We start from the raw sequence: 13,428 nt of genomic DNA, 5'->3' as shown, positions 1-13,428 counted from the left end.
AACAAGATGTTGTCGTGACGCAACGGCTGGTGGGAAAAAACAGCGGTTGCCGACCATCCTGGACGCAACCGCAGTACATGCTGCTGGAAACTGCGTCTACCAGGCGATAGGGCTGCTATCGAAGCTGAAGAAGCCTCCGCTGCTCGCCTCGGTGAGCCCGTCGATCACCTGTCGCATCCCCGAGACGGATTGCTCGGTATCGATCAGGGCGTTGGGGCCGCCCATGTCGGTTTGTACCCAGCCCGGATGCAGCATTACCACGGGGTGGCCGGCATCGGCCAGGTCGATGGCCAGGCTCTTACCTATGGCATTGAGGGCCGCCTTGGAGGCTCGGTAGAAGTAAGCGCCGCCACTGGTGTTGTCCGTGACCGATCCCATCTTCGAGCTCAGCAGGGCGATCTTGGCTCCGGGGGCCAGGTTGTCCCGCAGCGCCTGGACCAGCAGCAGCGGGGCGAGCACGTTAACCTGCATGATGTCGGCAAAGGGCTCGGCGGAATACTCACCCAGTGCCAGTCCCTTGGGCCCGTAAACACCGGCGTTGCTGATCAGCAGATCGACCCGGCGCTCCCCCAGGTAGCGTTGCAGTGCCGTCAACTGTTGCGGCTGGCCCAGATCCAACCCTACCAGCTCCAGTTGTTGAGGAAAGCGTTCGGCCAGGGCCTCCAGTGCCTGGGCCTGCTCCGGTGCCCGGCAGCAGGCGATCACTTGGTCGCCTGCGTCCAGGCTCTGGCGGGTGAATTCGAGGCCGATGCCGCGGTTGGCGCCGGTGATCAGTACAGTCTGAGTCATAGGTTCTCCTTGAGTCGAAATTGAGCCAGGTTGAGATTCAGTGTCAGGTCTTGTCGAAGTCGCACCAGGGCGTAACTGAGGCGGGCTTGTGCCTTGTGGTTGGCGAGCCGCTCCCCCAGTTTGCCCACAACGGCGCCCTCGCTGAAGATGTTGGCCAGCGAGCCGTGTTCGGCCAGCAGGGTTTGTGCGGTTTTTTTTCCGATACCGGGGACACCGGGGATCCCATTGCCGCTGTCGCCGGCCAATGCCCAGAACTCCAGCAGCTGCTCCGGCCGGACCCCAAGCTTCTGCTGCAGCCGGTCGGCGTCGATAGGGTGCCCCTCGAAGTGGTCCCACTGCCGGATCCCCGGTCGCAGCAGCTGGCCAAACCCCTGGTCGGTGGAGAGGATCAGCACCTGGCCGTCGTGGTTGACCACCTTGACCGCGATGGTGGCGATAAGATCATCTGCCTCGATATCCGGCAGTTCAACCGAGCCAACACCGAGAGCATTCAGCTGCTGCTTTAGGGTGGGTAACTGGGCCGCCAGGTCTTCCGGCATCGGCTTTCGGTGGGCCTTGTAGTCCGGATACAGCTCTTTGCGCCAGCTGTTTTGGTGCCCCCCATCCCAAACCAGGATGGCGTGGCTGGGGCGGTGCTGGCGCAGGGCCTTGTTAACCGCAGCAAGGCAGCGCTCCTGGAGCGCTTCGGGGTTATCCTGCGCGGTGGCGTGGATACGGCGGATCAGGTTCAGGGCGTCAATAAGGAGGAGGTGGACGGTCATCCGGTCTGGATCTCGTAACAGGGGTGGTAGGTGGTGCCCGGCAGCTTCATCCGGCCCTGGTCGATAAAGGCCTTGAGCAGGTTGTCCATGCGACGCATCAGGTTGGGATCGCCGGTGAGTTTGAAGGGGCCCTGGGTCTGGACCGCACGGATCCCGCTGGCCTTGACGTTGCCGGCGACGATGCCGGAAAACGCCTTGCGCAGGCTGCTGGCAAGCTGGGCCGGCTCCTGGTCGGCGTGGAGGGCGAGGTTGGCCATGGTTTGGTGGTTGGGGACAAATGGGAGCTGAAACTCCGGCTCTATCTGCAGCCGCCAGTTGTAGGCAAAGGAGTCATCGGTTTGTAACCGGAACGCCTTGACGTTGGTGGTGTGCTGCTTGAGGCAGCGGGCCACCGCCACCGCATCGTCGATGATGATGTGGTAGCGGGACTGCGCCCGGGGGCCTAGGGTGGCCCCGATAAACTCGTTGATCTCATCGAAATAGCCGCGGCTCTCCTTTGGGCCGGTGAGTACCACGGGCATGGGTTCGGCGGCATTCTCCCTGTGCAGCAGGATACCCAGTAGGTAGAGCAGCTCCTCGGCGGTACCCACCCCACCGGGGAAGATCACGATGCCGTGGGCCAGGCGAACGAACCCCTCCAGCCGTTTTTCGATGTCCGGCAGGATCACCAGTTCGTTGACGATCTGGTTAGGAGGCTCTGCGGCGATGATGGAGGGTTCGGTCAGGCCCAGGAAACGACCGTCCTTGTTACGCTGCTTGGCGTGGGCGATGGCCGCGCCTTTCATCGGTCCCTCCATCGCGCCGGGGCCGCAGCCGGTGCAGATGTTCAGATCCCGCAGGCCCAGCTGAAACCCCACCTCACGGGTGTAGAGGTACTCGGGTTCGGTAATGCTGTGGCCGCCCCAGCACACCACCATGTTGGTTTTCCCGCCGGTGGTGAGCGCCTTGGCGTTGCGCAAGATCTCGAACACCACGTTGGTGATGTGCTTGGCGTTGGTCAGGTTGATGTGGACCAGGCTTTCGAAACGGTCATTGATGTAGAGAATGTCGCGCAGCACGGAGAACAGGTGCTCCTGGATGCTGCGCATCAACTTCCCGTCCACCAGCGCCTCCTGCGGCGGGTTGGTCAACTCCAGCATGACGCCCCGCTCACGACGCAACACGCGGATCTCGAAGTCAGCGTAGCGCTGCAGCAGGGCCTCGCTGTCATCGCTCTGGATCCCCGCGGCCAATACCGCCAGGGAGCAGTTCCGATAGAGCTGGTAGAGATCCGAGGCGGCATTTTGTCGCAGCCGCTCCACTTCGAGCTGGGAGAGCTGGTCAAGGCTGCCCCGGGGACGCACCTGGATCTGCATTTGGCCTCCTTTCGTGCCTAACGCCAACGCGGGTCAGAGACCCTGTCTTTGGAGCGGGGCACCACAGGGGGTGCCACCGAGCCGTCGAGGGGCAGTTCAAGCGGTCACACCGCTTCCCTGACGAAACTTCCCTGCAAGGCAATCATAGCAGTCGAGCCATGTCGCTTAACCGGGCGGGTGTCGCTGCCGACTCAGGTCGCTTCCACCGGGTCACGGCGCGTTGGGTGGGTGGCGCTTTGCCCCGCTTCGGGCAAGGTCTCCTGTGCCATCTCCAACTCCCCCTGATAGTTACTCTGGCAACGGATGACCCCACTGTGGATACACTTGGCGGCGCTGGCATAGAGATGGTCTGGGTTGAGCATGGGGGCATTGAGCGCCAGGGGCTTGAGCTGGACATAGAGGGACTGCTCGCACTGTTTTGCGGTCAGGGTGGCCGATTGCAACGCCATCTGAGCCAGTTCCAGGGTCGCGTGGGGAGACAACTGGAACATCACGCCGGGCTGGAAGGGGTGGGGCAGGGCGCCCAGGGTGATCGGCTGATGCAGGAAGCGGGTGAGGGTGGGCCAGCCCCGGGCTTCGTCGATCAAGCGCTCAAACCAGGGTTCCAGCGGGCACTTAGGATCCAGCTGCAGTGCGAACAGCCCCGGGGCGATCTCTGCCAGGTGGCTCACCCCCGCCAGATTAGCCAGCTGCTGGCTCAGGGTGCGCCTGGCCTGCTGGTGTGCCCGCTGGCCCAGGGTCAACTCACAATCTGGCAGGGAGCCGAATCGCAGCAGCACCAGGGTAGCGGGGGATTGGTTGGCGAGGGCGGTGATCAGGCCGGTGCGGTTGTTCAGCCCGGTGACAGGGTCTTCGGTGGCGGCCGCAGCGGCGCGCCAGTATCGGCTGGTAAGGCGGCGTTGCCGGTGCAACACCAGGCCCAGGATAACCAGCAGGCAGAGGATGGTCGTCAGGCCCGCGACGCGGGTTTGACGGTATCGTGACAGTTCCGCCTCCAGTTGGCGCTGGCGCTGGCCCTGCTGGGCCAATTGCTGACGCAGTTGAAGCGCATTGGCATCACTGGCGGTGCGTTTTTTCCCGGGGCTCTCGGCCTGAATCTCGAACGCTTTGCGCAGCTGGTGCCAACCCTGCTCGTGGGTCCCATTCTGGTGATTGGCTTCGGCCAGCAGCAGTAGCAGGTCCCGATGGGCGTTGGCCGAGGTTCGTTCATCGATCTGCGCCAGCAGGGGGGTGGCCACTGACAGTGCCTGGGCCGCGTTACCCTGGGCCAGTTGGAGGCGGGCTTGCTGGTAGTGAGCCTGGAACAGGTAGCGTTGGTGCTGGCGTTGCTCAAACACCGAGGTGGCCCGTTCAAGGTGCACCCGGGCTTTGTCGGTTTGCTCGGCATCGATGTAGGTCCGGGCGATATCGAGCCGGGTGCGGGCCACCCCGATGGTGGAGTCCAGTTGCTGCAGTTGGTCCAGCGCCAGCATGTGGTAGTGCAGGGCGCGGGAGATGTTCTCCAGCGCTTCGTAGTTGTATCCCAGCTCCGACAGCGCCAGTGCCAACTGGTACGGTTTGCCGATCCGCTCCGCCTCCTGGGCGGCGCTGTTAGCGGTCGAGATGGCGGCATCATGTTGCCCCAGGGCCTTGAATACCCTGGCGATCTCGATGGTCATCTTGACAGGGAAGTCGGGGGCCGGTACCGCATCGGCCAGGGCCAGGGCGGCTTGAAACTCGGACATGGCGGGATCCAGTTCTTCGAGGAAACGGTAAGCCCGACCCAAATCGCGCTTGATCAGGGCGAGCTGGCGTCGGTCGTTAGCCAGCAGCGCTTTCTTTTGGGCCTGCTTCAGTACCTCGATGGCCTCATCGTTCCGGCGCAGGTAAGCCAGCAGGGAGCCCTGGGTGGCCAACACTTCGGTATGCAGGCGAAGCGCCTCCGGCTCCACCATACCCAGCAGAAGCAGGTTGGCACTGTCAAACAGGGTCAGGGCGGTATCGTACTGGCTATTAACGGCACCGAGGTAGTTGCCCTCAGCCAGCAGCAGCCGTCCCCGTTGAACGGGGGTGAGATCCCGCTGCTTAAGCCTGGCAAACTGCTCGGGCAGGGCATCATAGTCTTTGTCTAACTGCCACTGCGCGTGCATACGCAACAGCAGGCGCTCACTCTCCAGCGTGGGGTCGGAGGCCGGCTGCGCGAAGTCACGCAGTATGCCTTGAGGATCCTCGGGCAGTCGTTGCCAGACATCGACAAACCGCCCGGGCTCCAGGCAGAGGCCGGGTAACGCGATCAACATCAGGAGTGCGGCTAACCCTCTCATGACGCCTCCTTGAGTCAAATTCTCCCTATCGGCTGATATACTGCCAGTCCATCAAGTGCTTAACAACGATGTATCGAAAAGGAAACTTATGAGATTTGGGCGAGTGCTGGCTTGGATGCTGGCAATCTGCAGTTTGCCCGGCTGGGCACAGGTGAACTACCACATCGAGATCACGGAGCCGGAACACCACCTGGCCCGGATCACCCTGACGTTGCCGACATCGCCGGCGGGTGAGGTGGTCCTCCAGCTTCCCAACTGGCGTACCGGGCGCTACCAGCTGCTGCCGATGGCGGACGGGATCCGCCGTTTTCAGGCCGAGGATGGCGAGGGGCGGACCCTGGCCTGGCGTAAATCCGACCGGGCCAGCTGGACGGTGAGCCGCAGCGAGCCAGGGGCACTGAAGATCCAGTACCAGGTCCACGCCAACGAGCTGGGCGACCGCAGTCGACATATCGACGACAGCCACGCCTACCTGAACGCCTCCGGGGTGCTGATGTACGCCGAGCCCTGGCGAGACAGCGAGGCGGTGGTCTCCCTCAGCGTGCCAGAGTCCTGGCGCAGTGACAGCGGGCTAAAGCGGCTCGGGGCCCATCGCTTCCAGGCCGCCGACTATGACGTCCTGGTGGACAGCCCCATCGAAACCGGCTTACACCAGCACTTCGAGTTTCACGTCGATGGTCGCGATTATCGGGTGCTGTTCTGGGGTGAGGGAAACTACGATGCAGGTAAGATTGTCGAGGATCTCAAGGCGTTGGCCGCCACCGGAGGGCGCTACTTTGGCCGGGAGTATCCCTTTGAAAGCTACCTGTTCATTATCCATGCGACCGATGGTGTCCGGGGGGCCACCGAGTATCGCAACTCCACGGTGATCCAGCGCCCCCGTTGGCGCTTCGCGAGCCGGGAGGACCACCTGAGCCTGATGTCCACCGCAGCCCACGAGCTGGTGCACACCTGGAACGTGAAGGCTTACCGCCCGAGGGGATTGGTCCCCTACGACTACCAGAACGACAACTACAGCCGCCTGCTCTGGTTCGCCGAGGGGGGCACAAGCTACTTGGAAAACTTCTGGCTGCTGCAGGCGGGGGTGATGACCCATGAGGAGTTCCTGAGCCGCCTGGCGGAGCGTATCCAGCGCTTTATGGCTCGGCCCGGTGTCAGCGAGCAGAGTGTGGCTGAAGCCAGCTTTGATAACTGGATCGCCCGGGGAGGCGACTACGGCAACAACCACAGTGTCAGCATCTACAGCGAAGGGTTCATGGCTTCCTGGGCGCTGGATCTTTGGCTGACAAAGGGGGGCAGCAGCCTGCAGGCGTTGCACCAGGCGCTGTACCGGCAGCATGCGCTGCCAGAGAGTTACGGGGAAGCGGACCTGCGTCGCCTGATGCAACTGCTGACCGGCCGCTCTGCAGAATCCTGGTGGCGGCAGAACGTGGAGGCGCCACTGCTGCTGCCGATTGATGCCTGGCTGGAGCAGTTGGGGCTCTCCCTAGTATGGCCAGAGGCCCGTGAGTGGGATCCTGGCTGGCAGCTGGGTGAAGAGGGGGCGGACCTGCTCACCGGCGTACGCCGAGGCAGTGCTGCCTGGGAGGCGGGCCTGACACCGGGGGATCGTCTGGTGGCCATCGAAGGACTGCGCTGGCAGCCCGGTGACTGGGCGGCGCGTCTGGGCGATCCGGAACCGGATCAGAGTGTGACGGTCACCCTGTTTCGCCGGGAACGGTTGATCACCCGCGAACTGCCCTGGAGAGTGCAGCCTAAGGGGGCGCCGTCACTGGCGCCCCTGGCCAGCACCACTGCCACACAGCGCGCGGCATTTGCCCGCTGGACAGGCACCCCCTGGCCCTTCGATAGCGAACCAGGGAAGTAAAAAAATGGGCCATCTGGCCCATTTTTTTGCACCTTAGCCTGTCATGGGACGGGCTCTATTGTGCTCGGAAACCGTTACAGGGTGTCGTCGATGCCGCCCATGGTTTCCAGCAGGGCTGGCCAGAGGCGGGCGAACTCGCCGCACATCAGAGAGAGATCCGCATCCAGTCGTGCGGCCAGGTCCTCCTTGTCGATCTCTTCGTTCTGCTCCAGAACGACATCGGAGAATTTGATCCGCTTCAGGGACATGTCCGCATTGAGGACGAAGCTCACACTGTCGGACCAATCCAGGCCCAGCTTGGAGACCAGCAGGCCACCATCGAGGTAGGCACGCACCTCGTCGCTGTCCAGGGGCAGGTCCTTTACCTTGATGCTGCCGCCGCTCTCCGCCAGGCTCTTGAGTTCCGCTTCCTCCAGGACGCTGAAGCCGTTGCCCACCTTACCGCTGCGCACCCACTCCGCCATCGCTTCTTCCGGCAGGGTGTTGGGCATCAGGGGGGCCACCGGCAAAGAGCCGATCGCCTGGCGAAGCAGGGAGAGTAACTCCTCGGCTTTGCTGGCGCTGGCGCTGTCCACCAGGATCAACTGCTGTTTGGGCATGATCAGCGCCCGGACCTGTTTGCGGCGGCTGAAGGCGCGGGGCAGCAGCACGGCGATGATGTCCTCTTTCATCGCCTCCTTCTCCGCCTTTCGGGCGGGGCGGCCTTCGTCGTTCTCCAGCTGCGCGACGCGCTCCTCCAACTCCTCCCGGATCACCGAAGCGGGGAGCATCTTCTCCTCCTTCTCGATGGCGATAAGCAGGTTGCCCTGTGCCTCATGAACCAGCGCCTGGCCGACCTTGGGGCCCAATGCTGGCACGAAACCCAGCTTGCTGATCTCCTGGCTGGTGGCTGGCGTGAAGGTTAACGCCTCCAGCTGCTGCTCGAGCTCCTCCACGGCCAGGGAGAGGGGCTTGGTCAGCCGGTAAGGCTGGATGTTTTTAAACCACATAGGGGTCACCGCTGAGAAATGTTTGATGGCCCGGCAGTGTAGGGAAAAGCGCCCTGGGTCGCAATCGTCCCTGGAGGCAAAAAACAGGGGGCTTTATTGCTCCGGTAGGTCGGGGCAACTAACGGATAAACGGGTATTAATTGAACGAAGCTTCACAATGTAATAAAAATGTCACTGCCTGGTGAAATGGAATTGTCATAAAAGGGGCGCACACTGCGCATCGCTTCCCGATGAATCCGGGGAGTCTCTGTCAAAACAAGGAATTGAATCATGTCTATCACCCGTACTCTGCTGGCTACTGCAGTGGCCGCTGCCTTTATTCCTGGCACCGTTTCTGCCGACGAGTTGTCCGTTTATGGCCGCCTCAACCTGACGCTGCAGGCCGCGGAACTGGGGGGCGATGAGAGTGAAAGCACCACCCGTATCACTTCCCACTCCTCCCGTTTCGGGGTCAAGGGGGGCCACGCCCTGAGCGACAACCTGGAGGCGATCTTCCAGGCCGAGTGGGGCGTGAATGTGGTCGAAGGTGACGTGTTTTCCAACCGTAACCAGTTTGTCGGTCTCAAAGGGGGCTTTGGTTTGGCGACCCTGGGTCGCCGCGATACGGCCCTGAAACGCTCCCAGGGTAAGGTGGACCAGTTCAGCGACTACGAAGGGGATATCAACGCACTCTTTCGCGGTGAAAACCGGGTCGCTCAGCAGGTCTCCTACATGACGCCGACCCTGGCGGGCCTCCTGGCGCTGGAGGTGACCTACGTGGCCGAAGCGGACAGCAAACAGGAGGACGAAAGTGGCGTTTCCATCGCCGCGATGATCGGCGATGCCGATTACAAGAAGCAGCCCTACTACGTCGCCCTGGCCTACGACAGCAAGGTTCAGGGCTACGATGTGAGCCGGGTGACCGTGGGCGGCCAGATTGCCGGGGTCGAGCTCGGGGCGATGTACAACGATCAGGAGGCGATCAACGGCGCCGAGTCCTTCGATGGTTTCATGGTATCCGCCGCCTACAGCTTCGGGAAAACCAAGGTGAAGGGGCAGTTCCAGGACGCCGATGGCAGCAATAAGTTCGCCGATGCGGGGAGTGTCTACTCCGTTGGGGTGGAGCACAAGCTTTCCAAGCCGTTGCGGGTGAACGCTTACTACACCGGCACCAGCTACGACGTGCAGGACGATGACAGTGTGCTGGCGGTCGGTTTGCGTTACGACTTTTGAACGGGCCTGAACGCACGCAAAAAGGGGCAGTAATGCCTCTTTTTTGTGGGTATCTTGTTTCAGGGGTCATATTTCTGTCATCTCGCTGCCAGATACTTTGTCCCGAACTGAAACGCAGTAACCTCGATGGATCGCTATGACCGCCAATATCCTGATTGTTGAAGATGAAACCGCCATTCGTGAGATGCTGGTTTTTGTGCTGGAGCAGCATGGCTTTCGCACCACGACCGCCGCCGATTTTGACCAGGGCCTGAAGGCGGTCCAGGAACCCTACCCGGATCTGATCCTGCTGGACTGGATGCTGCCCGGTGGCAGTGGGGTGCAGTTGGCCAAGCGCCTGCGTGGTGAGGCTCACACCCGGGGGATCCCGATCATCATGCTTACTGCCCGCGGTGAGGAGGAGGATCGGGTTCGGGGCTTGGAGGTTGGGGCAGACGACTACGTCACCAAGCCCTTCTCCCCCAAGGAGCTGGTGGCCAGGATCAAGGCGGTGATGCGACGCTCGGCACCGACCCGCCTTGAGGAGGTGGTGGAGATCGAGGGGCTGCGGCTGGATCCGGTTTCCCACCGGGTGACGGCGGCGCATCAGAATCTGGAGATCGGTCCCACCGAGTTTCGCCTGCTGCACTTTTTCATGACCCACCCGGAGCGGGTCTACAGCCGAGAACAGCTGTTGGATAATGTTTGGGGCACCAATGTCTACGTGGAGGATCGCACCGTGGATGTTCATATCCGTCGCCTGCGTAAGGCGATCCAGCAGCATGGCCATGACCGCCTGATCCAGACGGTGCGTGGCGCCGGTTACCGCTTCTCCAGTAAACTCTGAGTCGGTAACGATCGGAATCCGGGCCACGGTGGGCGGTATCGCCCAACCGTGGCTTTTTCATCTGTTCACGAGGAGTGGCATGTTTGCAGAGTATTCCCTTCCCCGGCTGTTGACGCGTGTCGTACTGACTCAGCTGCCCTTCCTGTTTCTTGGACTGATGCTGGACCAAGTGGCTTGGGCGCTCCTTGTTGGTGCCTGGTGGCTGCTGTTCTGGCACTACAAACAGCTTATCCGGCTGGCCCACTGGTTTTGGCGTGACCGCAGCCTGACCCCGCCCCACGGCAGCGGCAGCTGGGAGGTGATCTTCAACGGGATCTACCGGATGCAGGGCAAAGACCGGCGTCGCCGGGCCCAGCTGGCGCAGATGTTGTCGCGCTTTAGGGAGGGGGCGGAGGCACTCCCTGATGCGACCCTGGTGCTGGGTCAGCAGGGGGAGATCCTGTGGGGCAACACCCTGGCGGAGCGGCTGCTTGGGATCCACTGGCCCAAGGATGCCGGCAACCGGATCCACAACCTGCTGCGCCACCCCCGCTTCGTCAAGTACTGGCGTCGAGGCAACTTTCACGACCCGCTGGAGCTGGATTCCCCCCTTAACGATGACCGGACACTGGAGATCCGGATCATCCCCTACGGTGACAGTCAACGGCTGCTGATCGCCCGGGACGTGACCCGGGTGCGGCAGCTCGAGCAGATGCGACGGGAGTTCGTGGCCAATGTCTCCCATGAGCTGAAGACCCCGCTGACGGTGCTTCAGGGCTACGTGGAGATGATGCAGATGACCTCGGATCCTGACAGCGTGCTGGGCAAGCAGTACCGCGCAATGGAGGACCAGTCCCTGCGGATGAAAACCCTCATCGATCGCCTGCTGACCCTCTCCCGAATCGAAGCGGCCACTGACATCGATTTTGAGCACCCTGTAGCGATGCCGGCGCTGCTGGAGAAGGTCCGCAAGGAGGCGGAGGAGCTCTCCGATGGTCGTCATGAGCTGCTGTTCGAGGTGGATCCAGCGCTATGGCTCTACGGCGACGAGATGCAGCTTCACAGTGCCTGTGCCAACCTGGTGCAAAACGCCATCCGTTACAGCCCGGAGGGCGGAAAAGTGCGGGTAAAGTGGTTCTTGCAGGGGGCACGAGGGCGCTTTGAGGTGCATGACGAGGGGATGGGGATCGAGCCGGAGCACCTGCCGAGGCTTACCGAGCGCTTCTATCGAGTGGACAGGGCACGCTCCCGGGATACCGGTGGCAGTGGTTTGGGGCTAGCCATTGTTAAGCACGCCCTCAGTCACCACAACAGTCAATTGCTCATCCGATCCCGGCCTGGCGAGGGCAGCTGTTTTGCCTTTGAGCTGCCGCCGTCGCTGGTATCAGTACGGCGTAATGAAAGTGTCACGGGAACGTCATCTACAGGCTAAATACTGACAGGGTACCGAGTTCGACTCGACCCCTAACGCGAATGAGACTGGGAGAACAGCGATGAAAAGCTTTAAACCTCTGTCCCTGATTGGATTGATGGTCACTCTGCTGTCGGCCCCGCTGGCGGCACAGCCTGAGCCCCCTCTGCCCGCTTATGAGAAGGTCAGCGGGGTTTCCGGGAACCTCTCCTCGGTGGGCTCGGATACTCTGGCGAACATGATGACCCTGTGGGCCGAGGCATTTCGTTACTACTACCCCAACATCAACCCCCAGATCCAGGCGGCGGGCTCCTCCACCGCCCCTCCGGCCCTGACCGAAGGCACCGCCCAGGTGGGCCCGATGAGCCGCCAGATGAAGCCCTCCGAGGTGGAGGCGTTTGTGGATCACTACGGCTATCCCCCCACGGCGATCCGTGTTGCCATCGATGCCTTGGCGGTGTTCGTCCACAAGGACAACCCGATCCCCGGACTGACCCTGACGCAGGTAGATTCTATCTTCTCGGTGACCCAGCGTTGCGGTGGCGAGCCGGTCGAGCGATGGGGGGAGCTGGGGCTCTCCGGCAGCTGGGTACGCCGGGATATCCAGCTCTATGGCCGAAACTCCGTTTCCGGCACCTACGGTTACTTCAAGGACAAGGCACTGTGCAAGGGGGACTTCAAACCCAGCGTTAACGAGCAGCCCGGTTCCGCTTCCGTGGTACAGTCGGTTTCCACCTCCCTCAACGCCATCGGTTACTCCGGCATCGGCTACCTGACCGCCGGTGTGCGCACCGTCCCCGTGGCCGATAAGCGGGGGGCGTTTATCGAGGCTACGGCCGAGAACGCCGCAGCGGGGCGTTACCCCCTCTCCCGCTACCTGTACGTTTATATTAATAAACACCCCAACCGTCCGCTGGAGCCGATGGTGGCGGAGTTTGTTCGCTTTATCCTCTCCCGGGAGGGACAGGCTATTGTGGCCAAGGATGGTTATGTTCCCCTGCCTGTGGCGGTGGTGGAGCGAACCCTGGCGCAGCTGGCGTTGTAGTCACGCACGGCACCGGCACCGATACCAAATGCCCCGAATAATCGGGGCATTTTTCATTCTGTCGTGTCCAGTGAGAAAAGGGGCTTTAGGAGCCAGTGCCTAAAGGGCGATCTAAATAACTGTTCCGAAATGTCGATCGCTGAGTTTTCTGGAATGAAGGGAATTCGGCTGCCGTTATGCGTTCTGATCAATCGCTCAAAAGAAACAGCTCCACAAAGAAGTCGAGCCCCATGATGCTAACAGATGTGGACTTTACTCAAGCAGGTGAAGCACTTCATGAACAATGCTTCACCCTTTCCCGGTGGAGGGCATGGCTTATCGCGAGTGGAGCACAATTAGGATCAGTTATTTAGTGGGTTGGATGCTGATGAGGCACTTCAACTTTGTTGTTAACAACCTTTACGCAATGATTAGCCATTGCCATGAAGTAGGATCAAGTGCGAAAGAACTATGAATAATGAATAATTAATCGACTTTTTAGTTAATTAGTTTAGTGAACGCGCTTTAAACATGTCTCTGCGTGCCCAGATACCCTTATCCATCTTTTTCGGTTCTAGCATTTGGTGTTCTTGACAAAACAACATTAACTGTGAATTTTCTGAATGCTCCTCTATTAAAGTGGCGATATTCTCATCCGTAAAACGCAAAGACTCCTGAGCAACAAATTGATCGAATGCTGATGTGTTTGTTTGTAGTTTAGGCGATTCTTGTGCAGACAGGGTCGCAGATATACAAAGTGAGAATAAAAATAAAACGGTAAAAAAGTGAATCATGGGAGTTACCTGTCTTCGATAAAAAATCAATGTATAAGGCAACCAGTGCGACGACACTGGTTGCCTTTTGTTTTATTTCACTGACTGTCAAAGTGAAATAGCATCGATGCTGATTGGT

At 60.9% G+C, this 13,428-nt stretch carries 11 protein-coding genes; 5 read left to right on the top strand and 6 right to left on the bottom strand.

All coding sequences use genetic code 11. The features are described from left to right. Positions 1 to 96: 96 nt before the first annotated feature. The 4 genes from ABD997_RS00235 to ABD997_RS00220 all read right to left on the bottom strand — a co-directional run bounded on the left by ABD997_RS00235 (position 97) and on the right by ABD997_RS00220 (position 5,208). Positions 97 to 789: an SDR family oxidoreductase gene (locus tag ABD997_RS00235; RefSeq protein ID WP_345315016.1), complete on the bottom strand. Its 693-nt coding sequence runs from the start codon at positions 787 to 789 to the stop codon at positions 97 to 99. Continuing rightward, positions 786 to 1,550 carry a flap endonuclease Xni gene (gene xni, locus ABD997_RS00230; RefSeq protein WP_345315015.1) on the bottom strand — a complete coding sequence of 255 codons (765 nt, stop codon included), beginning with the start codon at positions 1,548 to 1,550 and terminating at the stop codon, positions 786 to 788. Before xni ends, ABD997_RS00235 begins: the two co-directional genes overlap by 4 nt. Continuing rightward, positions 1,547 to 2,905: a nucleotide 5'-monophosphate nucleosidase PpnN gene (ppnN, locus tag ABD997_RS00225; protein ID WP_345315014.1), complete on the bottom strand. Its 1,359-nt coding sequence runs from the start codon at positions 2,903 to 2,905 to the stop codon at positions 1,547 to 1,549. Before ppnN ends, xni begins: the two co-directional genes overlap by 4 nt. Before the next feature lie 191 nt (positions 2,906 to 3,096). Next, positions 3,097 to 5,208, bottom strand: coding sequence for a tetratricopeptide repeat protein (locus ABD997_RS00220; RefSeq protein WP_345315013.1), 2,112 nt, complete (start codon positions 5,206 to 5,208; stop codon positions 3,097 to 3,099). A gap of 88 nt (positions 5,209 to 5,296) precedes the next feature. Here ABD997_RS00220 and ABD997_RS00215 point away from each other — a divergent pair, with 88 nt between their 5' ends. After that, the gene (locus ABD997_RS00215) at positions 5,297 to 7,075 is read left to right on the top strand and encodes a M61 family metallopeptidase (protein ID WP_345315012.1); all 1,779 of its coding nucleotides are present in this window, start codon (positions 5,297 to 5,299) and stop codon (positions 7,073 to 7,075) included. A 74-nt stretch (positions 7,076 to 7,149) separates the two neighbouring features. On the opposite strand, the gene rdgC is transcribed toward ABD997_RS00215, so the two are convergent. Beyond that, positions 7,150 to 8,064, bottom strand: coding sequence for a recombination-associated protein RdgC (gene rdgC / locus ABD997_RS00210; RefSeq protein WP_345315011.1), 915 nt, complete (start codon positions 8,062 to 8,064; stop codon positions 7,150 to 7,152). A gap of 270 nt (positions 8,065 to 8,334) precedes the next feature. Between rdgC and ABD997_RS00205 the strand changes: the two genes are divergently transcribed. The 4 genes from ABD997_RS00205 to ABD997_RS00190 all read left to right on the top strand — a co-directional run bounded on the left by ABD997_RS00205 (position 8,335) and on the right by ABD997_RS00190 (position 12,537). After that, positions 8,335 to 9,276, top strand: a complete 942-nt coding sequence (locus ABD997_RS00205; protein ID WP_345315010.1) for a porin — start codon at positions 8,335 to 8,337, stop codon at positions 9,274 to 9,276. Positions 9,277 to 9,412: 136 nt separating this feature from the next. Beyond that, on the top strand, positions 9,413 to 10,102 hold the full coding sequence (gene phoB / locus ABD997_RS00200; protein WP_345315009.1) for a phosphate regulon transcriptional regulator PhoB: 690 nt from the start codon (positions 9,413 to 9,415) through the stop codon (positions 10,100 to 10,102). Between the two features lie 79 nt (positions 10,103 to 10,181). Further along, the gene (phoR, locus tag ABD997_RS00195) at positions 10,182 to 11,513 is read left to right on the top strand and encodes a phosphate regulon sensor histidine kinase PhoR (protein WP_345315008.1); all 1,332 of its coding nucleotides are present in this window, start codon (positions 10,182 to 10,184) and stop codon (positions 11,511 to 11,513) included. Positions 11,514 to 11,574: 61 nt separating this feature from the next. After that, positions 11,575 to 12,537 carry a PstS family phosphate ABC transporter substrate-binding protein gene (locus ABD997_RS00190; RefSeq protein WP_345315007.1) on the top strand — a complete coding sequence of 321 codons (963 nt, stop codon included), beginning with the start codon at positions 11,575 to 11,577 and terminating at the stop codon, positions 12,535 to 12,537. Between the two features lie 485 nt (positions 12,538 to 13,022). On the opposite strand, the gene ABD997_RS00185 is transcribed toward ABD997_RS00190, so the two are convergent. Beyond that, positions 13,023 to 13,310 carry a hypothetical protein gene (locus ABD997_RS00185; RefSeq protein ID WP_345315006.1) on the bottom strand — a complete coding sequence of 96 codons (288 nt, stop codon included), beginning with the start codon at positions 13,308 to 13,310 and terminating at the stop codon, positions 13,023 to 13,025. Between the last annotated feature and the right edge of the window lie 118 nt (positions 13,311 to 13,428).

The organism is Ferrimonas gelatinilytica (assembly GCF_039544205.1).
Taxonomy (GTDB): Bacteria; Pseudomonadota; Gammaproteobacteria; order Enterobacterales; family Shewanellaceae; genus Ferrimonas; species Ferrimonas gelatinilytica.
The sequence above is the reverse complement of the archived record's forward strand: the minus strand, read 5'-3'. Positions and strand labels throughout refer to the sequence as shown.

Coding starts and splice junctions, on each gene's coding strand:
- ppnN (WP_345315014.1), bottom strand. CDS start 2,905: ATGCAGATCCAGGTGCGTCCCCGGGGCAGCCTTGACCAGCTCTCCCAG.
- rdgC (WP_345315011.1), bottom strand. CDS start 8,064: ATGTGGTTTAAAAACATCCAGCCTTACCGGCTGACCAAGCCCCTCTCC.
- phoB (WP_345315009.1), top strand. CDS start 9,413: ATGACCGCCAATATCCTGATTGTTGAAGATGAAACCGCCATTCGTGAG.
- xni (WP_345315015.1), bottom strand. CDS start 1,550: ATGACCGTCCACCTCCTCCTTATTGACGCCCTGAACCTGATCCGCCGT.
- ABD997_RS00235 (WP_345315016.1), bottom strand. CDS start 789: ATGACTCAGACTGTACTGATCACCGGCGCCAACCGCGGCATCGGCCTC.
- ABD997_RS00185 (WP_345315006.1), bottom strand. CDS start 13,310: ATGATTCACTTTTTTACCGTTTTATTTTTATTCTCACTTTGTATATCT.
- ABD997_RS00220 (WP_345315013.1), bottom strand. CDS start 5,208: ATGAGAGGGTTAGCCGCACTCCTGATGTTGATCGCGTTACCCGGCCTC.
- ABD997_RS00190 (WP_345315007.1), top strand. CDS start 11,575: ATGAAAAGCTTTAAACCTCTGTCCCTGATTGGATTGATGGTCACTCTG.
- ABD997_RS00205 (WP_345315010.1), top strand. CDS start 8,335: ATGTCTATCACCCGTACTCTGCTGGCTACTGCAGTGGCCGCTGCCTTT.
- phoR (WP_345315008.1), top strand. CDS start 10,182: ATGTTTGCAGAGTATTCCCTTCCCCGGCTGTTGACGCGTGTCGTACTG.
- ABD997_RS00215 (WP_345315012.1), top strand. CDS start 5,297: ATGAGATTTGGGCGAGTGCTGGCTTGGATGCTGGCAATCTGCAGTTTG.